The sequence below is a fragment of the Pseudomonas sp. 15C genome, assembly GCF_055484735.1.
The window spans coordinates 20,291-40,803 of the sequence record NZ_JBUDGD010000050.1; the positions used below are offsets into that span (position 1 = coordinate 20,291).

17 protein-coding genes are annotated in these 20,513 nt (G+C 60.1%); 8 read left to right on the forward strand and 9 right to left on the reverse strand.

The annotated features are described in order from the left end of the window. Nucleotides 1–124: 124 nt before the first annotated feature. Both ACYYKW_RS21085 and ACYYKW_RS21090 read left to right on the forward strand, forming a co-directional pair. Nucleotides 125–859, forward strand: a complete 735-nt coding sequence (locus tag ACYYKW_RS21085) for a DUF899 domain-containing protein (RefSeq protein WP_336355123.1) — start codon at nucleotides 125–127, stop codon at nucleotides 857–859. Nucleotides 860–939: 80 nt separating this feature from the next. Further along, complete coding sequence (locus ACYYKW_RS21090) at nucleotides 940–1,215, forward strand: hypothetical protein (RefSeq protein WP_464991054.1); 276 nt, start codon at nucleotides 940–942, stop codon at nucleotides 1,213–1,215. Nucleotides 1,216–1,267: 52 nt separating this feature from the next. Here ACYYKW_RS21090 and ACYYKW_RS21095 read toward each other — a convergent pair whose 3' ends face one another. After that, on the reverse strand, nucleotides 1,268–2,608 hold the full coding sequence (locus ACYYKW_RS21095) for a DEAD/DEAH box helicase (RefSeq protein WP_093103662.1): 1,341 nt from the start codon (nucleotides 2,606–2,608) through the stop codon (nucleotides 1,268–1,270). A gap of 191 nt (nucleotides 2,609–2,799) precedes the next feature. Between ACYYKW_RS21095 and ACYYKW_RS21100 the strand changes: the two genes are divergently transcribed. Further along, complete coding sequence (locus tag ACYYKW_RS21100) at nucleotides 2,800–4,098, forward strand: mechanosensitive ion channel family protein (RefSeq protein ID WP_464991055.1); 1,299 nt, start codon at nucleotides 2,800–2,802, stop codon at nucleotides 4,096–4,098. Nucleotides 4,099–4,220: 122 nt separating this feature from the next. Here the strand turns inward: ACYYKW_RS21100 and ACYYKW_RS21105 are convergent, their stop codons facing one another. The 3 genes from ACYYKW_RS21105 to ACYYKW_RS21115 form a co-directional block, all read right to left on the reverse strand. Next, nucleotides 4,221–5,087, reverse strand: a complete 867-nt coding sequence (locus ACYYKW_RS21105; RefSeq protein ID WP_336355120.1) for a carboxylate/amino acid/amine transporter — start codon at nucleotides 5,085–5,087, stop codon at nucleotides 4,221–4,223. Between the two features lie 334 nt (nucleotides 5,088–5,421). Further along, on the reverse strand, nucleotides 5,422–6,021 hold the full coding sequence (locus tag ACYYKW_RS21110; protein ID WP_090282262.1) for an FMN-dependent NADH-azoreductase: 600 nt from the start codon (nucleotides 6,019–6,021) through the stop codon (nucleotides 5,422–5,424). Nucleotides 6,022–6,254: 233 nt separating this feature from the next. After that, nucleotides 6,255–6,569 (reverse strand): 3-phosphoglycerate kinase, encoded by a 315-nt coding sequence (locus ACYYKW_RS21115; RefSeq protein ID WP_083353346.1) that lies wholly within the window; start codon nucleotides 6,567–6,569, stop codon nucleotides 6,255–6,257. Between the two features lie 49 nt (nucleotides 6,570–6,618). On the opposite strand from ACYYKW_RS21115, the gene ACYYKW_RS21120 reads away from it, so the two are divergent. The 4 genes from ACYYKW_RS21120 to ACYYKW_RS21135 all read left to right on the forward strand — a co-directional run bounded on the left by ACYYKW_RS21120 (nucleotide 6,619) and on the right by ACYYKW_RS21135 (nucleotide 10,848). Next, nucleotides 6,619–7,542 carry a LysR family transcriptional regulator gene (locus ACYYKW_RS21120; protein WP_090282261.1) on the forward strand — a complete coding sequence of 308 codons (924 nt, stop codon included), beginning with the start codon at nucleotides 6,619–6,621 and terminating at the stop codon, nucleotides 7,540–7,542. Between the two features lie 14 nt (nucleotides 7,543–7,556). Beyond that, on the forward strand, nucleotides 7,557–8,360 hold the full coding sequence (locus tag ACYYKW_RS21125) for an alpha/beta fold hydrolase (protein ID WP_464991056.1): 804 nt from the start codon (nucleotides 7,557–7,559) through the stop codon (nucleotides 8,358–8,360). A gap of 3 nt (nucleotides 8,361–8,363) precedes the next feature. Further along, complete coding sequence (locus ACYYKW_RS21130) at nucleotides 8,364–8,927, forward strand: peptidylprolyl isomerase (protein ID WP_464991057.1); 564 nt, start codon at nucleotides 8,364–8,366, stop codon at nucleotides 8,925–8,927. Between the two features lie 88 nt (nucleotides 8,928–9,015). Then, complete coding sequence (locus ACYYKW_RS21135) at nucleotides 9,016–10,848, forward strand: ABC transporter ATP-binding protein (RefSeq protein ID WP_203421141.1); 1,833 nt, start codon at nucleotides 9,016–9,018, stop codon at nucleotides 10,846–10,848. A 117-nt stretch (nucleotides 10,849–10,965) separates the two neighbouring features. Here ACYYKW_RS21135 and ACYYKW_RS21140 read toward each other — a convergent pair whose 3' ends face one another. Beyond that, nucleotides 10,966–12,090: a GNAT family N-acetyltransferase gene (locus ACYYKW_RS21140; RefSeq protein WP_464991058.1), complete on the reverse strand. Its 1,125-nt coding sequence runs from the start codon at nucleotides 12,088–12,090 to the stop codon at nucleotides 10,966–10,968. Between the two features lie 279 nt (nucleotides 12,091–12,369). Here ACYYKW_RS21140 and ACYYKW_RS21145 point away from each other — a divergent pair, with 279 nt between their 5' ends. After that, complete coding sequence (locus tag ACYYKW_RS21145) at nucleotides 12,370–13,692, forward strand: putative porin (protein WP_093103685.1); 1,323 nt, start codon at nucleotides 12,370–12,372, stop codon at nucleotides 13,690–13,692. A 144-nt stretch (nucleotides 13,693–13,836) separates the two neighbouring features. On the opposite strand, the gene ACYYKW_RS21150 is transcribed toward ACYYKW_RS21145, so the two are convergent. From ACYYKW_RS21150 to hrpA, 4 genes are all read right to left on the reverse strand, one after another. Continuing rightward, nucleotides 13,837–14,073 carry an anti-sigma factor family protein gene (locus ACYYKW_RS21150; protein ID WP_090282255.1) on the reverse strand — a complete coding sequence of 79 codons (237 nt, stop codon included), beginning with the start codon at nucleotides 14,071–14,073 and terminating at the stop codon, nucleotides 13,837–13,839. Next, nucleotides 14,067–14,678, reverse strand: a complete 612-nt coding sequence (locus ACYYKW_RS21155) for an RNA polymerase sigma factor (RefSeq protein WP_336355114.1) — start codon at nucleotides 14,676–14,678, stop codon at nucleotides 14,067–14,069. Before ACYYKW_RS21155 ends, ACYYKW_RS21150 begins: the two co-directional genes overlap by 7 nt. A 137-nt stretch (nucleotides 14,679–14,815) precedes the next feature. Continuing rightward, nucleotides 14,816–15,937, reverse strand: a complete 1,122-nt coding sequence (locus tag ACYYKW_RS21160; RefSeq protein ID WP_336355113.1) for a beta-ketoacyl-ACP synthase III — start codon at nucleotides 15,935–15,937, stop codon at nucleotides 14,816–14,818. A gap of 327 nt (nucleotides 15,938–16,264) precedes the next feature. Further along, nucleotides 16,265–20,176, reverse strand: a complete 3,912-nt coding sequence (gene hrpA / locus ACYYKW_RS21165) for an ATP-dependent RNA helicase HrpA (protein WP_464991059.1) — start codon at nucleotides 20,174–20,176, stop codon at nucleotides 16,265–16,267. Nucleotides 20,177–20,513: the final 337 nt, after the last annotated feature.

Sequence of the window (20,513 nt, forward strand, 5' to 3'; positions counted from 1 at the left end):
ACCGGAGCGGCGCACAGCCGTTCAGCCGCGTTTCCGGCACTGACCGACCGGCGGTCTGTCGATTTGCCCGGCGGTTGAACGACTAGTCTTAAACAGCCGGTTCAACCCCGCAGGAGACATCGTCATGAACGTCGAAAACCATCCGGTGGTATCGCGCGAAGAATGGCTCGCCGCGCGCCAGCAACACCTGGCCCAAGAAAAAGCCTTCACCCGCGAACGCGACCGTCTCAGCGCCGAACGCCGCGCCTTGCCCTGGGTCAAGGTCGACAAGGATTACCACTTCCAGGGCCCGAACGGCGAACTGAAGCTCACCGACCTGTTCGGCAAGCACAGCCAGCTGATCATCTATCACTTCATGTTCGCCAAGGGCTGGCAGGAAGGCTGTCAGGGTTGCTCGTTTCTCAGCGACCACATTGACGGCGCCAACCAGCATCTGGCCCATCACGATGTCGCCGTGGTGGCCGTGTCTCACGCACCGTTCAGCGAGTTTCAGGATTTCAAGAAACGCATGGGCTGGAAATTCGACTGGGTGTCGTCAGAGGGTTGCGACTTCAATTATGACTTCGACGTATGTGCACGCGTGGCCGACGTCGCAGCAGGAACGGCTACCTATAACTACGAGAAAACCGACAGCGCCGAGGAAGAAATGCCCGGGTTAAGCGTGTTTTATCGCAACGACCAAGGCGAGATTTTCCACACCTACTCAACCTATGCACGAGGCCTGGACATGCTGGTCGGCGCCTATCACTACCTTGACCTCACGCCCAAGGGCCGCAATGAAGACGAGATCATGGAATGGGTGCGGCATCATGATCGGTATGAAGAAGCTATCCGCTCCGGTTGCAGCCACGGCAGTTGAGACGAATTCGGGATGAACTTTTCCCTGCGTCTCGCCCTCAACCGCGTAACCCGCCTTAACCGGAACTGAGGCCTGCCCCGATGAAAACTCTGATCAAGCTCATCCTCGCCGCTACGCTCGTCTGCGCCCTGCCCGTCTGGGCTTGCACGCCGGAAGAAGCGACGATCAAACGTGAACAACTGGCGAAGGAAGTCTCGAAACTGACCGAGCAGAACCCGGAAAAAGCCAAGGAGATCAACGCTGAGTTGCAGAAAATGGACCTGGGCACGGCGAGCGCCGATCTGCCCGACAAATGCCAGTTGATCGACCAGCGTCTGAAAGAACTGGGCTCGGCAGAGAAAAAAGCTGATAGCTGAAGACATAAAAAAACCGGACATCGTCCGGTTTTTTTGTGCGCGTATTAAACGCTTACTCAGCCGCAGGCTCGGCCGGTTTGCGGCGCTTGAGCGGGGCCATGCCGTCGCTGCTCACCAGTGAATCCGGTTTTGGCCGGTTGGCGCTCTTGCGCTTGGTCGGCGTCTTGGCCGCGGTTTTCTTCTTGTCGCCCTTGGCGTCAGTCTTTTTCTTTTTCACGCCAACAGCCTTGCCCGAGGCCTTGACCTTTTTCGGCCCGCTGTAGGTGCCTTTGACTTCCTTGATGGTGCGGCGCTCGAAGCTCTGCTTCAGATAGCGCTCGATGCTCGACATCAGGTTCCAGTCGCCATGGCAGATCAGCGAGATCGCCAGACCGTCGTTACCGGCACGCCCAGTACGACCAATGCGGTGCACGTATTCATCGCCGCTGCGTGGCATGTCGAAGTTGATCACCAGATCCAGACCATCAACGTCCAGACCACGGGCCGCAACATCGGTCGCCACCAGAATCTTCACGCCGCCCTGCTTCAGGCGATCGATCGCCAGTTTGCGATCCTTCTGGTCTTTTTCGCCGTGCAGCACGAACGCCTTGTATTCCTGCGCCACCAGGCGGCCGTAGATGCGGTCGGCCATGGCGCGGGTATTGGTGAAAACAATCGCTTTCTGGTAGGTCTCGTTGGCCAGCAGCCAATTCACAATCTGCTCTTTGTGCTGATTGTGGTCAGCAGTGATGATTTGCTGACGGGTGGTCGAGTTCAGTTGGCTGACCGCGTTGAGCTGCAAGTGCTCAGGGTTGTTCAGCACCTTGCCGATCATCTCGCGCAGGCCGGAACCGCCGGTGGTGGCGGAGAACAGCATGGTCTGCTGACGGTTCGGGCATTCATCGACCAGACGCTGCACATCTTCGGCAAAACCCATGTCGAGCATGCGGTCGGCTTCGTCGAGCACCAGCACTTCGACTTCCTTGAGGTCGAGGTTGCCGGCGTTGAGTTGCTCGATCATCCGGCCAGGAGTGCCGATGAGGATGTCCGGCACTTTGCGCAGCATCGCCGCCTGGACCTTGAAGTCTTCGCCGCCGGTGATCAGGCCGGATTTGATGAAGGTGAACTGCGAGAAGCGTTCGACTTCCTTCAAGGTCTGCTGGGCCAGTTCGCGGGTTGGCAGCAGGATCAGCGTCTTGATGCTGACGCGAATCTTCGCCGGGCCGATCAGGCGATTGAGGATGGGCAGAACGAAAGCGGCGGTTTTGCCACTACCGGTTTGCGCCGTCACCCGCAGATCACGCCCCTGGAGCGCCAGCGGAATGGCCGCGGCTTGCACAGGCGTTGGCTCGACAAATTTCAGCTCGGCCACAGCTTTAAGCAGGCGTTCGTGCAGGGCGAATTGGGAAAACACGGGTGCTACCTCGAAGATATGCAAAAAAACAGCTGCATAGGTTACCGGTTTCGAGCGCTCAGGCCGAGTTTCTTTGTGCAAACGGGCGCAATCAGTGGTTTTTTTGTTGCCTGAGTTGTCTCCAATCGTAATACGCAGCGTCTTAAATGCTCTAATCCCCCCTCGCGCCTTATAGAAGAAACGTTTCGCTTATGGATATCAAACAGCTCTGGCTCAAAGCTCAGGACCTCTGGGGCACCCTGGAACAGCACCCGCTGTTGCAATCAGGGCTGGCGCTGATGGTGCTGCTGGTTATCGCCCTTGTCCTCGGACGAGTGGCGCGCTATCTGATCCTGCACGCCAGCCGCATGCTCGGGCGTCAGCCAGCGCTGCACTGGATCAACGACTTTCGTCACAACAAGGTGTTTCAGCGTCTGGCGCAGATGACGCCGTCGCTGGTGATTCAGTTCGGCCTGCACCTGGTGCCCGAGCTGAGCAAAAACGCGATGAACTTCCTTGGCAACGTGGCGCTGGCGTTCACCATTCTGTTCCTGCTGCTGGCGGTCAGCGCCCTGCTCAATGCCCTGCTCGACATCTATGCGCGTACCGAACATGCACGTACGCGCTCGATCAAGGGCTACGTGCAACTGGCGAAAATGGTCTTGTACGTGTTCGGCGCGATCATCATCGTCGCCACCCTGATCGACCGCTCGCCGCTGTTGCTGCTGTCCGGTCTGGGTGCGATGTCGGCGGTGATTCTGTTGGTCTACAAGGACACCCTGCTGTCATTCGTTGCCAGCGTGCAACTGACCAGCAACGACATGCTGCGGGTCGGCGACTGGATCGAGATGCCGCAGGTTGGCGCCGACGGCGATGTGGTCGATATCACTCTGCACACGGTCAAGGTGCAGAATTTCGACAAGACCATCGTCTCGATCCCGACCTGGCGGTTGATGTCCGAGTCGTTCAAGAACTGGCGCGGCATGCAGCAATCGGGCGGGCGGCGGATCAAGCGCAGCCTGTTCATCGACGCCAGCGGCGTGCGCTTCATCCGTGACGATGAAGAAGAAAAGCTCTCGCAAGTGCACCTGCTGACCGACTACATGAGCCGCAAGAAAGCCGAACTCAAGGCCTGGAATGAGGCGCAGGGTAACGTCGCGGCGATGTCGGCCAACCGCCGGCGCATGACCAACATCGGCACCTTCCGCGCCTATGCGCTGGCGTACTTGAAGAGTCACCCGGAGATTCAGCCGAACATGACCTGCATGGTGCGGCAGATGCAGACAACCGCCCAGGGCATTCCGCTGGAAATCTACTGTTTCACCCGCACCACCGTTTGGGCCGATTACGAGCGGATTCAGGGGGACATTTTCGATTACCTGCTGGCGGTGTTGCCGGAGTTTGGCTTGAGTCTGTATCAGCAGCCGAGTGGTGGGGATTTGCGTTCGGGGTTGTTGCCGGCGGTGTTGGGTTCGGCGAGCATTCCCGAGCCTGAAAAGCATTTGATGTAGTTCACAAACGAATGTGGGAGCCAGCCTGCTGGCGATTGAGGTGTGTCAGTCACATCGATAATGACTGACACTCCGCTATCGCCAGCAGGCTGGCTCCCACAGGGTTATATGTGAATCAAGAGTTATGCGGTCGCCGGGGATTTGCGGATACCCAACCGGCTGATCCAAACGGCGGCGAGAATCACACTCCCGCCAAGGAACAACCGCCCCAGTTCCTCATGCTGATTCCAGATCAGCAGGTTCAACAACAACCCCACCGGCACATGCAGGTTGTTCATCACCGCCAGCGTGCCGCCGTTGACCATGCACGCGCCCTTGTTCCACCAGTACAGACCCAACGCCGTTGACACCAGCCCCAGAAACAACAACACGCCCCATTGCAGTGGCGCTTCGGGCAGAAAATTGGCTTTACCGAACAGCAGAAACGCCGGCAATACCACGGCGAGTGCGCCGAGGTAGAAGTAGCCGAAGCGCCGGTAATGCGGCAGATCGCTCGGGTGTTTCGCCACCAGATGCTTGTACAGCACCTGCCCCGCCGCGTAAGTGAAGTTGGCCAGTTGCAACAGCAGGAACCCCATGAAGAAATCCGGGCTGATGCTGTCGAAGCGAATCACCGCCGCCCCGCCCACCGCCACCAGCGCAGCAATCAACGCCCAAGGATTAAAGCGGCGGTTCAGCGCGTCTTCGATCAACGTCACATGCAGCGGCGTCAGGATGGTGAACAGCAAGACTTCCGGCACGGTCAGCACACGGAAGCTCAGGTACAGGCAGACGTAAGTCACACCGAACTGCAATGCGCCGATCAGCAGCATGCCGCGCATGAACGCCGGCTCCACCGAACGCCAGCGCGTCAACGGAATGAACACCAGCCCGGCCAGCACCACGCGCACCAGCACCGCAAAATAACTGTCGACATGCCCCGCCAGGTATTCGCCGATCAGACTGAAGGAAAACGCTTGGATCAGCGTGACAAAAAGTAGATAGCCCATGCTCGCCTCGGAAATCGAATGGCGGCGACGATAGCGGTTTTCGATTCTGCAACCAACACAAATCCCCTGCAGGAGTGAGCCTGCTCGCGATCGCGGTCGTTCAGGCGCATCTGTATTGGCTGACACACCGTCATCGCGAGCAGGCTCACTCCTACAAGGGGAATTATGTCGATCATCAAATCCCAGGCAAAAAAAAGCCCGATCTCGCTAAAGCGTTCAATCGGGCTACAGCACTCAGGAGCAAAAGTGCAAAGGGAGGTTCGTTGCGCGTAAAGCCTTGAAGGGGTTGCGCCAGGTCACTAGACCATCCAGCGATTATCTGGCGATTAACATATCAAGCGACCTGGGACAGTTTGGCGTTGGCCTGATTGAGGCCCTTCTCCTGGAAGTCGCCACCGAGGTTCATGCCCTCGGCGTGAATGAACGTCACGTCGTGGATGCCGATGAAACCCATGACCTGACGCAGATACGGTTCCTGATGATCCGCCGGGCCACCGGCATACACCCCGCCACGTGCCGTCAAGACAAAGGCACGCTTGTCATTGAGCAGGCCTTGCGGACCGCTTTCGGTGTACTTGAAGGTCACCCCGGCGCGCAGCACATGGTCCAGCCAGGCCTTGAGCGTGCTCGGAATGGCGAAGTTGTACATCGGCGCCGCCATCACCAGCACGTCGGCCGCCAGCAGCTCATCGGTCAAGGCGTTAGAGCGGTCCAGCGAGGCTTGTTCGATTTCGTTACGTTGTTGCGCAGGCTTCATCCAACCGCCCAGCAGGTTGGCGTCCAGGTGCGGCACCGGGTTAACGGCGAGGTCACGCACGGTGATCTGATCGTTCGGGTGCGCGGCTTTCCACTGAGCGATGAAGGTCTGGGTCAGTTGACGGGAAACCGAGTCTTGCTGACGGGCGCTGCTTTCGATGATCAGAACGCGGGACATGCTGTGTAGCCTCCATCCGAATATGTTGTAGGTCGATGGAGTGAACATTAAACAGGGCTGAATCGATTAAAAAGCGCAATTATCCGCTGTAACCGATCGATAAATTCGTTTATAAGCTAACCCATACCCCTTGTAGGAGTGAGCCTGCTCGCGATAGCGGTGGATCAGCCGATATCACCGGCAACTGACACACCCGCTATTGCGAGCAGGCTCACTCCTACAGGGGATTACCGTTATTTCGGGGTGCAGGTCAGTTTGATGCGCAGCTTGATGATTTCGCGGGTGAACTTGGCCGTGGCGTTTTTATGTTTGCCGGCCGGCACGTCGATACTGCGCGTGCGCGGCGCTTCCGGACCGTTGCTGAATACCGCGCGACACGTCGCATCGACGTCACCGTAGTTGGCCACCCGAATCGAGCCGATGTCGTTATCGGTGTCGAAGGTCTCGTAGTCGATCTTCATGCCGTTGAGGTCTTTCTGCACATCGATCGGATAAGCAAAAGCCGTCAACGGCAGCAACGCCAGCACCACACAACAGAATTTTTTCATTCGCCGCTCTCCATGGGGAACGGCCAGCTTAGGACAAGAGGAGCTATTGATGAAAGCGCCCCGCGTGACACTGGATCAATGGCGAACGTTGCAGGCCGTGGTCGACCACGGCGGATTCGCCCAGGCCGCTGAGGTCTTGCACCGTTCGCAGTCGTCGGTGAGCTACACCGTGGCGCGCATGCAGGACCAGCTCGGCGTGCCGCTGCTGCGCATCGACGGCCGTAAAGCCGTGCTCACCGAAGCCGGCGGCGTGCTGCTGCGCCGTTCCCGGCAACTGGTGAAACAGGCCAGCCAACTCGAAGACCTTGCCCACCACATGGAGCAAGGCTGGGAAGCCGAAGTGCGGCTGGTGGTCGACGCGGCGTACCCGAGCGCGCGTATCGTGCGGGCATTGACCGCGTTCATGCCGCAGAGCCGCGGCTGCCGGGTGCGTCTGCGCGAAGAAGTATTGTCGGGCGTTGAGGAAGTCCTGCTCGAAGGCGTTGCCGACCTGGCGATCACCGGTCTGAGCATTCCCGGTTATCTGGGTGCGGAATTAAGTGACGTCGAGTTCGTCGCCGTCGCCCACCCTGATCACCCGTTGCACCGGCTCAATCGCGAGCTGAGCTTTCAGGATCTGGAGACCCAGATGCAAGTGGTGATCCGCGACTCCGGTCGCCAGCAGCCGCGCGATGTCGGCTGGCTCGGCGCCGAACAACGCTGGACGGTCGGCAGCCTTGCCACTGCCGCAACGTTTGTCAGCAGCGGACTGGGCTTTGCATGGCTGCCCCGGCACATGATCGAGCGGGAACTCAAGGATGGCTCGCTGAAACTGCTACCGTTGGACCGAGGCGGCAATCGCAATTCCAGCTTCTATCTGTATTCGAACAAGGACAAACCCTTGGGCCCGGCCACGCAAATCCTTATCGAACTGCTGCGCACCTTCGATACCTTGCCGCTGGACGCCCCGTTCGCCGCCCCCGAGCAAGCCTGACACGGAGTTCACCGATGGCCTTTTTCGAGCACGATGGTTGCAGCCTGCACTACGAAGAATATGGCCACGGCGCCCCGTTATTGCTGGTCCACGGGCTTGGTTCGAGCACGCTGGACTGGGAGATGCAGATCCCGGCACTGGCCGCGCATTACCGGGTGATCGTCCCGGATATTCGCGGTCACGGCCGCTCGGACAAGCCGCGTGAGCGTTACAGCATCGCCGGTTTCAGCGCCGACCTGCTCGCGCTGATCGAATATCTGAACCTCGGCCCGGTGCACTATGTCGGCCTGTCGATGGGCGGGATGATCGGCTTCCAGCTCGGCGTCGATCAGCCGCAGGCACTGAAAAGCCTGACCATCGTCAACAGCGCACCACAGGTCAAACTGCGCAGCCGCGACGATTACTGGCAGTGGTTCAAGCGCTGGAGCCTGATGCGCCTGCTCAGCCTCGAGACCATCGGCAAAGCCCTCGGCAGCAAGCTTTTTCCCAAGCCGGAACAGGCCGACCTGCGACGAAAAATGGCCGAACGCTGGGCAACAAACGACAAACGTGCTTATCTCGCCAGCTTCGATGCGATTGTGGGTTGGGGGGTTCAGGAACGACTTTCCCGGGTGACCTGTCCAACCCTCATCGTCAGCGCCGACCGCGACTACACGCCTGTGGCGCTGAAAGAAACCTATGTAAAACTGCTACCGAATGCGCGGCTGGTGGTGATCGCCGACTCGCGCCACGCCACCCCGCTCGATCAACCCGAACGCTTCAACCACACGCTGCTGGAGTTTCTCGCCGCAGCCGACATTCAATCTCAGGATCACTGACCCATGCTGAAAAAACTCGCCCTCGCCGCTGGTACCGTGCTGTTTGCCGCCAACCTGATGGCTGCCACCCCAGCCAAGGCGCCCCATGTTTTGCTCGACACCACCAACGGCCAGATCGAAATCGAACTGGACCCGGTCAAGGCACCGATCAGCACCAAGAACTTTCTTGAGTACGTCGACAGCGGCTTTTACACCAACACGATTTTCCACCGCGTGATCCCGGGCTTCATGGCACAGGGCGGCGGCTTCACTCAACAGATGCAACAAAAAGACACCAAGGCGCCGATCAAGAACGAAGCCAGCAACGGCCTGCACAACGTTCGCGGCACCCTGTCGATGGCCCGCACCTCCAACCCGGATTCGGCCACCAGCCAGTTCTTCATCAATGTGGCTGACAACGCGTTCCTCGATCCGGGCCGTGATGCCGGTTACGCGGTGTTCGCCAAAGTGGTCAAGGGCATGGACGTCGTGGATATCATCGTCAACTCGCAAACCACTACCAAACAAGGCATGCAAAACGTGCCTGTCGACCCTGCGATCATCAAGTCGGCCAAGCGCATCGACTGATTGCTGCAGGGCATTACGAGCGGCGACGGCCTGATCCCGCGCCGCTCACACTGATAAAAGGAGAGCCCGTTTTCCGGGCGATTATCTGATGCTCTATCGCCGTTTCGAACAACTGATCGATATCTTCCGCGACGCCCCGACGGCGTCTCCTCCAGACCGCGTCTGGCCTTTCTATACCTATTATCTGAAGCAGGTCTGGCCGAGTTTCGCCGCCCTGCTGGTCGTCGGCCTGTTTGCTTCGCTGATCGAAGTGGCGCTGTTCAGTTACCTGAGCCGCATCATCGATCTGGCGCAGGGCACGCCCAACCCGAATTTCTTCAGCGACCACGCCCTCGAACTGACGTGGATGCTGGTGGTGGCCCTGGTGCTGCGGCCGATCTTTTTCGCCCTCCACGACCTGCTGGTGCACCAGACCCTGAGCCCCGGCATGACCAGCATGATTCGCTGGCAGAACCACAGCTACGTGCTCAAGCAGAGCCTGAATTTCTTCCAGAACGACTTCGCCGGGCGCATCGCCCAGCGGATCATGCAGACCGGCAACTCGCTGCGTGATTCGGCGGTGCAGGCGGTCGACGCGTTGTGGCACGTGGTGATCTATGCGATCAGTTCGCTGGTGCTGTTCGCCGAGGCCGACTGGCGCTTGATGATTCCGCTGCTGACGTGGATCGTCGCCTACATCGGCGCGCTGTATTACTTCGTCCCCCGCGTCAAAGAACGCTCGGTGGAAGCTTCCGACGCGCGCTCGAAACTGATGGGCCGCATCGTCGACGGCTACACCAACATCGCCACGCTGAAACTGTTCGCCCACACCAACTTCGAACAGCACTACGCCAAAGAGGCCATCGAAGAACAGACCGTCAAAGCACAAATGGCCGGCCGTGTGGTGACCAGCATGGACGTGACGATCACCACCATGAACGGCTTGCTGATCGTCGGCACCACGGCGCTGGCCTTGTGGCTGTGGACGCAGTCGCTGATCACGGTCGGGGCGATTGCCCTGGCGACCGGGCTGGTGATCCGCATCGTCAACATGTCCGGCTGGATCATGTGGGTGGTCACCGGGATCTTCGAAAACATCGGCATGGTCCAGGACGGTTTGCGCACCATTTCGCAACCGGTCAGCGTCACCGATCACGAGCAGGCCAAACCGTTGCAAGTGGCCCGTGGCGAAGTGCGTTTCGAGCACGTGGATTTTCACTACGGCAAAAAACGCGGGATCATCGGCGACCTCAACCTGAACATCAAACCGGGGGAAAAGATCGGTTTGATCGGCCCGTCCGGTGCTGGTAAATCGACGCTGGTCAACCTGCTGCTGCGCCTGTACGACGTCGAGGGCGGGCGGATTCTGATCGATGGCCAGAACATCGCCGAAGTCGGCCAGGAAAGCCTGCGCGAGCGTATCGGCATGATCACTCAGGACACCTCCTTGCTGCACCGTTCGATCCGCGACAATTTGCTTTATGGCAAACCCGATGCGACCGACGCCGAACTCTGGGAAGCGGTGCACAAGGCTCGCGCCGATGAGTTCATTCCGCTGTTGTCCGATGCCGAGGGCCGTACCGGCTTCGACGCGCATGTCGGTGAACGCGGGGTGAAACTGTCCGGCGGCCAGCGGCAACGTATCGCCATCGCTCGGGTGCTGCTCAAGGACGCACCGATCCTGATCATGGACGAAGCCACCTCGGCGCTGGACTCAGAGGTCGAAGCGGCGATTCAGGAAAGTCTGGAAACTTTGATGCAGGGCAAAACCGTGATCGCCATTGCCCACCGCCTCTCGACCATTGCGCGGATGGACCGGTTGGTGGTGCTGGAAAACGGCAAGATCGCCGAAAGTGGTACCCACGCCGAATTGCTCGCCCATCGCGGCTTGTACGCGCGGCTGTGGGCGCATCAGACCGGAGGCTTTGTCGGCATCGATTAAATCTGCCGAACACCACAAGACCTGTAGGAGTGAGCCTGCTCGCGATGGCGGAGTGTCAGCATCAATAACATTGACTGACACACCGCCATCGCGAGCAGGCTCACTCCTGCAAGGGTTCTAGGTCTGGCGGTAGGGCAAGGCGCTGCGGGCTTCTTCGGCATAAGCAAGGACGCCGGCCCGTTCCTGCTGGAGGAAATCTTTCACCGCCGCCTTCAACCCCGGGTGGCGCAAGTAATGCCACGAATGGGTGATCACCGGCTCGAACCCGCGAATCAACTTGTGTTCACCCTGCGCACCGGCATCAAAGCGCTGATAGCCGTGGGCGATCGCATAGTCCATGCCCTGATAGAAACACGTCTCGAAATGCAGCCGATCGAACTCGGCCAGGCAGCCCCAGTAACGTCCGTAGAAACTGTCGCCACCGACCAGACTAAAGGCCATCGCCACCGGCCGAGAACCTTGTTTGGCCAGTACCACGCGAATCGCTTCGGGCATGCGCTCGGCGAGCAGACTGAAAAACTCACGGGTCAGGTACGGCGCCTGGCGCCGCACCGCGTAGGTATTGGCGTAGCAGGCGTAGACGAAATCCCATTGCGCCTCGTCCAGCTCACGCCCCTCCAGCCACTCGAATTCGAAGCCCTGCTCCGCCACTTGCTCACGCTCCTTGCGCATCTGTTTGCGCTTGCGTGAACTGAGCGCATCGAGGAAATCCTGGAAGTCGCGGTAGCCGCGATTCTGCCAGTGATACTGGCAGCCAATGCGCTGCAGCCAGCCAAGCTGTGCGGCCATCGCCGCGTCGGTGAACGGGTCGGTGAAATTGATGTGCGCGCTGGAAAGCCCTTCGATCTCCAGATAGCCCGGCAAACTCTTGAGCAGTTCGTAACCGTCTTCGACCTTCGCCGCCAATAGCCGCGGACCGCCGACCGGGCTGAACGGCACGGCGCTGAGATACTTGGGGTAATACTCGATGCCGGCACGGGCACAGGCGTCGGCCCAGCCGTGATCGAAAACGTATTCGCCGTAGGAATGCCACTTGCGATAACCGGGTAACGCGGCGATCAGGCGATCCCCTTCAACATGCAGCAAATGCTCGGGCTGCCAACCGCTGTGCGGGCCGACGCTGCCGCTGTCCTCCATCGCACTGAGGAAAGCGTGACGCAGAAACGGCTGGTTTTCCGGCACCAGTGCGTCCCAGCTCGCCGGGGCGATTTGCGACAGGTTTTGCAGGCATTGCAACGGCATCGACAAGCTCTCCAGACAGACTTCAGCGCCCGGCGAGTATCGCCGATTGCGCACGGTTGCACACCCGCCATCGCGACGACAGTGCTCTAGCCCGATAGTTCAGGGCGCATCGCGATCGTCATCAACCTGCCATCACCGTGCCACTGCTCTGTCATAAACGATCGCGATACTGGCGCCTGTTTTTAGAGCGCCGGGTTCTAGCCCGGACACAGTTTTCCGACGTCAACGTCGGTTGTGCCCAGGATGGTTCAGCCATCCCTTTCATCTTCGGAGATTGCTATGCGTCTTGCTTCCACGAAAACTGCGGCAGCCCTGTGTGGCGGCCTGTTGCTGGCCATGAGTGTTCCGGCCAGTGCCGCAGTCGACGCCAAACTGCTCGACATGCTCAAGGCCAACGGTTCGATTTCCCAGGCGCAGTACATCGAACTGCAAACGGAGCTGGCCAAGGATCAGAAGGCTCAGCAAATCGCCCAGCAGGCGCAGCAAGAGACCAACGAACAAGTCGCGGCTGTCGCCAAGAAGAGCAACGAACAAAGCGCCTTCGACCAGAAACTGGCCTGGGCGGCCAAGACCCAGTTCAAAGGCGATGTGCGTGTCCGTCAGGAAACCATCAAGATCGACGGCGAACCGAACAACGGCGGCCGCGACAAGGACCGTCAGCGCATCCGTGCCCGTCTGGGCGCCTATACCGAGATCAACCCACAGGTCGACACCGGCATTCGTATCGCCACTGGCGGCGGTGACGACGCGCGTTCGACCAACCAGGACCAGGACAACTACTTCGACAAGAAGCAGATCTGGCTCGACCTCGGCTACATCGACTACCACCCTGACCAGATCAAGAACCTGCACGTCATCGGCGGCAAGATGCTGCAACCGTGGGTGAGCATGGGCGACGTGATCTGGGACAGCGATATCAACCCGGAAGGTCTGGCACTCACTTACAAGTACCCACTGGGCGGCAGCGCCGAGCTGTTCGGCAGCCTGGGTAACTACAACCTCAAGGACAACGTCGACGGCGACGGCGTGCAGTTCCGCCACGACCTGCGTCTGACCGCCGGCCAGTTGGGCAGCCGCTTCAACATCACCGATAACCTGAAAGTGACTTTGGGTGGCAGTGTCTACGCCTACCAGAACGACGACGACAGCCGTTGCACCGGTACTTCGACACCGTGCGCCCTGGCCGTCAACGGCAACTCGGCCAACAACGAATTCCGTCTGTATGAAGGATTCAGCCAGGTCGACATCGGCGGTCTGCCGATGCCACTGTCTTTCTACGGTCAGTACGTGAAAAACAACGATGCCGTGACCGATCAGGACACCGCCTGGTTGCTCGGCGCAAAATCGAAAGTGTTCGGCCTGAACCTCGACTACAACTACCGCGACGTGCAGCGCAACGCCGTGGTCGGTGCCTTCACCGACTCCGACTTCGCCAACGGCACTACCGGTTCGCGTGGTCACAAGTTCAAGGTCGGTTACGACATCGACAAGAACTTCGCCATCGGCGCGACCTACTTCCTGACCAAGGCCGACTTCGCCAGCCGCGGTCAGCGCGATGCAGATGCCAACACGCTGCAACTGGACGCCGAAGCCAAGTTCTAAGAAAACAGCTCCAGGCTTCGAGCGACAAGCTGCAAGTCACCGCTCCCCTTGCGGCTTGTCGATCGAAGCTGGTTTTCCTGCAGCCCGGTGCCGCTTCAGCGATCCCCATCATCCGTTCGCTGGCGCTACACCGGGCTGATTTTTTCAGGAATTCTCGTCACGCCTCTGCGTCGCCAGACGTTCAGCCAGGGCATCCACTCCCTGTTCCGGTTTCTCCGGCATCGCCTTCAGTGTCGCCTGCATCAAACGCATCTGCCGCATGAAACGCCGGCAGTTGGGGCAGAACATCAAGTGATGGCGCACCATCAGCTTTTCCCGAAAACTCAACTGGTCATCGAGATAGTCGCTGGAGCGCGCCACTTGTTCCTTACAGGTCAGCATTCTCCGGTCTCCTCAAAATGCTCCACGGTCGCGAAGACTTTCAGCCGCGCACGATGCAGCAGCACACGCACGTTGGAGAGCGAGATCTCCAGAAGATTACAGATTTCGTCCAGCTCCAGTCCCTGACGCTCGCGCAACAGCAAGACGCTGCTCTGCAGTTCCGACAGGCTCAGCAGCGTGTGCTCCAGGCAGTCACGCAATTCGCCTTCGGTGAGCAGCGCTTCGGGCGTGTCCTGATGCCAGGCGAACGGCGCTACCAGCCAATGGCCGTCACTCGAGGAAAAACGATCGTCGTCGATGCTGCCGTGAGGCGATGGCAAATCATCCATCAGCACTTCGCGGCGATTGAGCTTGTAGCGGCTTTTCGCCGAATTGGCGGTGATGGTCAGCAGCCAGGTCTTGAGGCTGGAACGCCCCTCGAAGCTCCCGAGATGGCGCACCACCGACAGCCAGGCGTCCTGCACTACCTCCTCGACATGGCGCTGGCCGACGATGGCATAAGCCACGGCGCGCATGGCGCTCTGATACGTCGTCACCAGTTCCTTGAATGCCTGTTGCTCGCCGGCCAGCAGGCGCGTGAGCAGAAGGGTATCGTCAGCCGCCATCCATCATCCCCTTGTTCCGATTCCATAGACGAACGCGGCAGGTGATGGACCTGCCGCTCTCTGCGGAAAAATTACAGCGTTAGAACCGATTCGGATGTAGGAAAGGTCGCCGCGATTAAGCGGAAATTAAACCGATTTCACCGCTTGCGCAGAATCACGCTGCCGATCGAATAGCCTGCACCGAACGAACTGAGCACCGCCAGCGAGCCGGAGGCGAGGTCGTCCTGATATTTGTGGAATGCAATCACCGAACCGGCCGAACTGGTGTTGGCGTAGGTGTCGAGAATAACCGGCGCTTCCTCTTCGGTGGCTTCGCGGCCGAGCAGTTTGCGCACGATCAGGTGGTTCATGCTCAGGTTGGCCTGGTGCAGCCAGAAGCGCTTCACATCGGCGACATTGAGCTGGTTTTCCTGCAGATGCTCGCCGACCAGTTCGGCAACCATCGGGCAAACGTCCTTGAACACCTTGCGGCCTTCCTGCACGAACAGCTTGTCGCGCGTGCCAATGCCTTCCTCAGCCGCACGATTGAGGAAACCAAAGTTGTTGCGGATGTTGTTGGAGAACTTGGTCAGCAGCTTGGTGCTGACCACGTCGAACTGGTATTTGGACGTGGCCAGATCGGCCCGCTCGATGATCACGGCCGTAGCGGCGTCACCGAAAATGAAGTGGCTGTCACGGTCGCGGAAGTTGAGGTGACCGGTGCAGACTTCCGGGTTGACCATCAGAATCGCCCGCGCCTGGCCCAGTTGCACACTGTTGGCCGCCGCCTGAATGCCGAAGGTCGCCGAGGAGCAGGCCACGTTCATGTCGAAACCGAAGCCCTGAATGCCCAGCGCTTCCTGGACTTCGATGGCAATGGCCGGATAGGCGCGTTGCAGGTTGGAGCAGGCAACGATCACGCCGTCGATATCGGCGGCGGTCTTGCCGGCACGCTGCAAGGCTTGCTCGGCCGCGCCCACGGCCATCTGGCAGAGCACCGACCATTCGTCGTTGGAACGCTCCGGCAGGCGCGGGGCCATGCGTTGCGGATCAAGGATGCCGTCCTTGTCCATGACGAAGCGGCTCTTGATGCCCGAGGCTTTTTCGATGAACGCGGCGCTGGATTCGGTCAGGGCCTGGACTTCGCCGCTGGCGATGGCCTCGGCATTGTCGGCATTGAACCGGGCGACGTAGGTGTTGAAAGATTCCACCAGCTCTTCGTTGGAGATGCTGTTGGCCGGGGTGTACAGGCCGGTGCCGCTGATGACGACGTTATGCATGCTCGTTTCTCTAATCTGTTCAGGCAGAAAGTGCTGGAACCGTCGTACCAACACACAAAGGGTCTATTGCCGTCCGGGGGACGCAAACCTGGCATTGTTTTATTCCGCGGCGCGACACAGCGAAGGCTCTGGGTCGCGAAACCGGCGTTTATGGTGGCGAAGTTTGCCATAAACCCAGGGTTTTGGCGCCATTCTCCTGCTAAACGCCGCTCCCCCTGTAGGAGTGAGCCTGCTCGCGATAGCGATCTGTCTGCCAGTGATAATGTGACTGACACACCGCAATCGCGAGCAGGCTCACTCCTACAGGGGATTGCGCATGGCTCGAGATCAAGGCTCGACCTGGCTCCACTGCTTGCTCAGGCGCTTGTCCGAGATCGGCACTTTCGTGCCCAACTGCTGGGCGAACAGCGAGACGCGGTATTCCTCCAGCCACCAGCGGTACAACTCAAGCTGCGGATCGCGTTTGCCTTCCTGCGCATGCTTGGCCGCACGGGCCTGGTATTGCGCCCAGAGGCCGGCGAGTTCGCTGCTCCAGACCCGGTCCTTCTGCAATTGCGCAGCAAGCTTGTCGAAACGCTGTTCGACTGCTTTCAGGTAACGCGGCAGCTCCTTGAGCCACTGCATCGGCGTTTCACGGACGAACCCCGGATAGACCAGATGGCCGATTTGCTGCTTGATGTCATTCAGCGCCACGGCTTGAGCGAGGTCGATCTTGCCCTTGAAGCGTTTTTGCAAACCGTGCCAGAGCTTGAGAATTTCCAGGGTCAGGCGCGCCACGCGTTCGGCGTGCTCGGTCCAGTTGCCGCGTTTGCGCTCGGCCAGTGCCGCCAGACCGGCACCGTCACGGGGCAACGGGTCTTCGCCGTCCAGGATGCAGCTGTCAAGACTGGCCAGCAGAATGTCTTCCACCAGCGCATCGACGCGGCCCAGCTCACGATAGAGCAAGCCCAGCTCGGTTTGCCCCGGTAACTTTCCGCGCAGGAATTTGGCCGGCTCGGCCAATTGCTGCATCAGCAAGCGCTGCAAGGCTCGCCGATGCTGGAACTCGGCCTCGGCCGGCGTCGAGAAGCGCCCTTCCTTGACCGTACCGCCCTCCTCGACCAGCGCCGGGTACACCGTCATCGACAGGCCAGCAATCTTTTGCTGAGTCTTTTGCGCCACCGGCGCGAAGACTTTCGCCTCCACCGGCTGCTGACTCTTGGCACTCTGCGGCACCGCCAGTGCCGCCTGGCTGGCTTCGGCAAAGCGCGCGGTCAGCTCGGCCAGATCGCGGCCTTCGCCGAGGAACTTGCCTTGGCCATCGACGATCTCCAGGTTCATGCGCAGATGGCTTTCCACCTGCTGCGCAGCTTCCGCCCACGCCTCGTCGCTGACCCGCGCACCGGTCATGCGCAGCAGTTCACGACCCAATGCTTGCGGCAGCGAACCTTCGGCGAAGGTCATGCGCTGCAACGCGGCTTTGATGAAATCCGGCACCGGCACAAAGTTCTTGCGCAGGGCTTTCGGCAGATTGCGCACCAGCGCAATGCATTTGGCCTCGATCAGCCCCGGCACCAGCCACTCCAGGCGCTCCGGCGGCAGCATCGGCAACAGCGGCGCCGGCACTCGCAGGGTCACGCCGTCGCGCGGGTGATTGGGTTCGAAGTGATAGGCCAGCGCCAGTTCCAGATCGCCGATGTGCAGCGTGTCCGGGTAATCGCGTGCGGTGACTTCACTGGCCTCGCGGGCCAGCACGTCCTCTTCGCGCATGATCAGCAGTTGCGGGTCTTTCTGGCTGTTGACCTTGTACCAGCTATCGAAGGTCGCAGTCTGGTGGATCTCGGCCGGCAGACGCGCATCGTAGAAGGCGTAGAGGGTTTCTTCGTCGGCAAGAATGTCACGGCGGCGCGCCTTGGCTTCCAGTTCGTCGAGCTGCTCGAGCAATTGCTGGTTGGCGCTCAGGCATTTGGCTCGGGACTGAATCTCGCCGCGCACCAGGCCTTCGCGGATAAACAGCTCGCGCGACACCACAGGATCGACCGGGCCGTAATGCACCGGGCGCCGGCCGACGACGATCAGGCCGAACAAGGTGATCTGCTCGAAAGCCACCACCTGACCGCGCTTCTTTTCCCAGTGCGGTTCGAAGTGGTTTTTCTTGATCAGGTGCCCGGCCAGCGGTTCGATCCAGTCGGCGTCGATCTTGGCGACCATGCGCGCATAGAGCTTGGTGGTTTCCACCAGTTCAGCGGCCATCAGCCATTGCGGGCGCTTTTTGCCGATACCCGACGACGGATGAATCCAGAAGCGTCGCTGCCGTGCGCCGAGGTAATCGCCGTCTTCAGTTTTCTGGCCGATCTGGCTGAGCAGGCCGACCAGCACCGCTTTGTGCAGTTTCGGATAGTCGGCCGGCTCTTTGTTCAGGCTCAACTGCAGGTCGCGGCAGATCAGGCTCAACTGGCGATGCGAGTCGCGCCATTCGCGCAAGCGCATGTAATTGAGGAAGTTCTTGCGGCACCAGTTGCGCAGCGGACTGGCCGTCAGCGCCTGGCGCTGCTCTTCAAAACCGCGCCATAGATTGACCAGTCCGGCGAAGTCGGAATCGCTGTCTTTCCATTGTGCGTGGGCCTGATCGGCCGCTTGCTGACGCTCCGGCGGACGCTCGCGCGGGTCCTGAATCGACATGGCGCTGGCGACGATCAGCACTTCCTGCAGGCTGCCGAGTTTCGCCGCTTCCAGCAGCATGCGGCCCATGCGCGGATCGACCGGCAGGCGCGCCAATTGGCGACCCAGCGGCGTCAGCTGACTGTTGCGGTCGACTGCCGAAAGCTCCTGCAGCAGGTTGAACCCGTCGCTGATCGCCTTGCCATCCGGCGGCTCGATGAACGGGAACGCGGTGATTTCGCCAAGGCGCAGGTGCAGCATCTGCAAGATAACGGCGGCGAGGTTGGTGCGCAGGATTTCCGGATCGGTAAATTCCGGGCGACCGAGGAAGTCTTCCTCGCTGTACAGGCGCACGCAGATACCCGGCTCGACCCGGCCGCAACGGCCCTTGCGCTGATTGGCGCTGGCCTGGGAAATCGCCTCGATCGGCAAGCGTTGAACCTTGGCGCGGTAGCTGTAGCGGCTGATGCGCGCGGTGCCGCTGTCGATCACGTAGCGGATGCCCGGCACGGTCAGCGAGGTTTCGGCAACGTTGGTCGCCAGGACTACGCGGCGACCGGGGTGCGACTGGAAAATCCGCTGCTGCTCAGCCGGCGACAGGCGCGCGTACAGCGGCAGGATTTCGGTGTGTTTGAGTTGCGCCTTGCGCAACATGTCGGCGGCATCGCGGATCTCGCGCTCGCCGGGCAGGAACACCAGCACATCGCCGGGGCTGCGGCGTTCGCTGCGCTCATAAGCGGCGATCTCGTCGAGGGTGGCGAGGATCGCCTGATCGACGGTCAGGTCATCCTCGACACGGTTGCCCTCCTCGTCCTGCTCCAGTGTCAGCGGGCGATACCAGGTTTCCACCGGGAACGTGCGGCCGGAGACTTCGACAATCGGCGCATCGTCGAAGTGCTTGGAAAAGCGCTCCAGATCAATGGTCGCCGAGGTGATGATGACTTTCAGATCCGGACGGCGCGGCAGCAGGGTTTTCAGGTAACCGAGGAGGAAATCGATGTTGAGGCTGCGTTCGTGGGCTTCGTCGACGATGATCGTGTCGTAGCGTTCCAGATAGCGGTCGTTCTGGGTTTCCGCGAGCAGTATGCCGTCGGTCATCAGCTTGATCAGGGTGTTGGCGTCGCTCTGATCCTCGAATCGCACCTGATAGCCGACCAGCGACCCGAGCGGTGTGCCGAGTTCTTCGGCGACGCGACTGGCGACACTGCGCGCAGCGATTCGACGCGGCTGGGTGTGGCCGATCAAACCGTGCTGGCCGCGACCGATTTCCAGACAGATCTTCGGCAACTGGGTGGTTTTGCCCGAACCGGTTTCGCCGGCGATGATCAGCACCTGATGCTGTTCCAGGGCCTTTTTGATTTCGTCACGTTTGGCCGCGATCGGCAGGCTGTCGTCGTAACGAATCACCGGCAGGCTGGCCTTGCGCGCCAGCACCTGATCACAGGACGCCTGCATGCGCGCCACCCACTGAGCCAGTTTCGCCTCGTCGGGTTTCTTGCGCAGCTCAAGCAACTGCCGGCGCAACCGGTGACGGTCGGCGAGCATGGCGTGATCGAGGTTTTTCAGCAGTTTGTCGATGGAGGGCGATTCGTCGGTCATCGGGTAGGCAATTCGGTCGTCTGTTTATGCAGGGGGGCGATTGTCGCAGATTTGGCGGATTTGTGGCGTGTCAGGGGGATTGCTGCCCTCACCCTAGCCCTCTCCCGGAGGGAGAGGGGACCGATTGGGGAATATGCCAGAGGTGCATCGACCTGAAAGACTTTCCGAATCCATAATCACCAAGATCTTTCAGGTAGGAGTTGGACGCAGGACACCTCGGTCGGCCCCCTCTCCCTCTGGGAGTGTATGTACCGGAGACATGGTAGACACATGTTCGGAGACATGGTGGACGGTTTTAGATCTTCTTACCTGCCGTCACGATCTGCAAGTTCAAGTC

Excerpts from the sequence above, each read along its gene's own strand:
- ACYYKW_RS21120 (WP_090282261.1), top strand. The coding sequence starts at position 6,619 with ATGAAAGCGCCCCGCGTGACACTGGATCAATGGCGAACGTTGCAGGCC.
- hrpA (WP_464991059.1), bottom strand. The coding sequence starts at position 20,176 with ATGACCGACGAATCGCCCTCCATCGACAAACTGCTGAAAAACCTCGAT.
- ACYYKW_RS21160 (WP_336355113.1), bottom strand. The coding sequence starts at position 15,937 with ATGCATAACGTCGTCATCAGCGGCACCGGCCTGTACACCCCGGCCAAC.
- ACYYKW_RS21100 (WP_464991055.1), top strand. The coding sequence starts at position 2,800 with ATGGATATCAAACAGCTCTGGCTCAAAGCTCAGGACCTCTGGGGCACC.
- ACYYKW_RS21090 (WP_464991054.1), top strand. The coding sequence starts at position 940 with ATGAAAACTCTGATCAAGCTCATCCTCGCCGCTACGCTCGTCTGCGCC.
- ACYYKW_RS21145 (WP_093103685.1), top strand. The coding sequence starts at position 12,370 with ATGCGTCTTGCTTCCACGAAAACTGCGGCAGCCCTGTGTGGCGGCCTG.
- ACYYKW_RS21085 (WP_336355123.1), top strand. The coding sequence starts at position 125 with ATGAACGTCGAAAACCATCCGGTGGTATCGCGCGAAGAATGGCTCGCC.
- ACYYKW_RS21110 (WP_090282262.1), bottom strand. The coding sequence starts at position 6,021 with ATGTCCCGCGTTCTGATCATCGAAAGCAGCGCCCGTCAGCAAGACTCG.
- ACYYKW_RS21105 (WP_336355120.1), bottom strand. The coding sequence starts at position 5,087 with ATGGGCTATCTACTTTTTGTCACGCTGATCCAAGCGTTTTCCTTCAGT.
- ACYYKW_RS21155 (WP_336355114.1), bottom strand. The coding sequence starts at position 14,678 with ATGGCGGCTGACGATACCCTTCTGCTCACGCGCCTGCTGGCCGGCGAG.
- ACYYKW_RS21135 (WP_203421141.1), top strand. The coding sequence starts at position 9,016 with ATGCTCTATCGCCGTTTCGAACAACTGATCGATATCTTCCGCGACGCC.
- ACYYKW_RS21150 (WP_090282255.1), bottom strand. The coding sequence starts at position 14,073 with ATGCTGACCTGTAAGGAACAAGTGGCGCGCTCCAGCGACTATCTCGAT.
- ACYYKW_RS21140 (WP_464991058.1), bottom strand. The coding sequence starts at position 12,090 with ATGCCGTTGCAATGCCTGCAAAACCTGTCGCAAATCGCCCCGGCGAGC.
- ACYYKW_RS21125 (WP_464991056.1), top strand. The coding sequence starts at position 7,557 with ATGGCCTTTTTCGAGCACGATGGTTGCAGCCTGCACTACGAAGAATAT.
- ACYYKW_RS21130 (WP_464991057.1), top strand. The coding sequence starts at position 8,364 with ATGCTGAAAAAACTCGCCCTCGCCGCTGGTACCGTGCTGTTTGCCGCC.
- ACYYKW_RS21115 (WP_083353346.1), bottom strand. The coding sequence starts at position 6,569 with ATGAAAAAATTCTGTTGTGTGGTGCTGGCGTTGCTGCCGTTGACGGCT.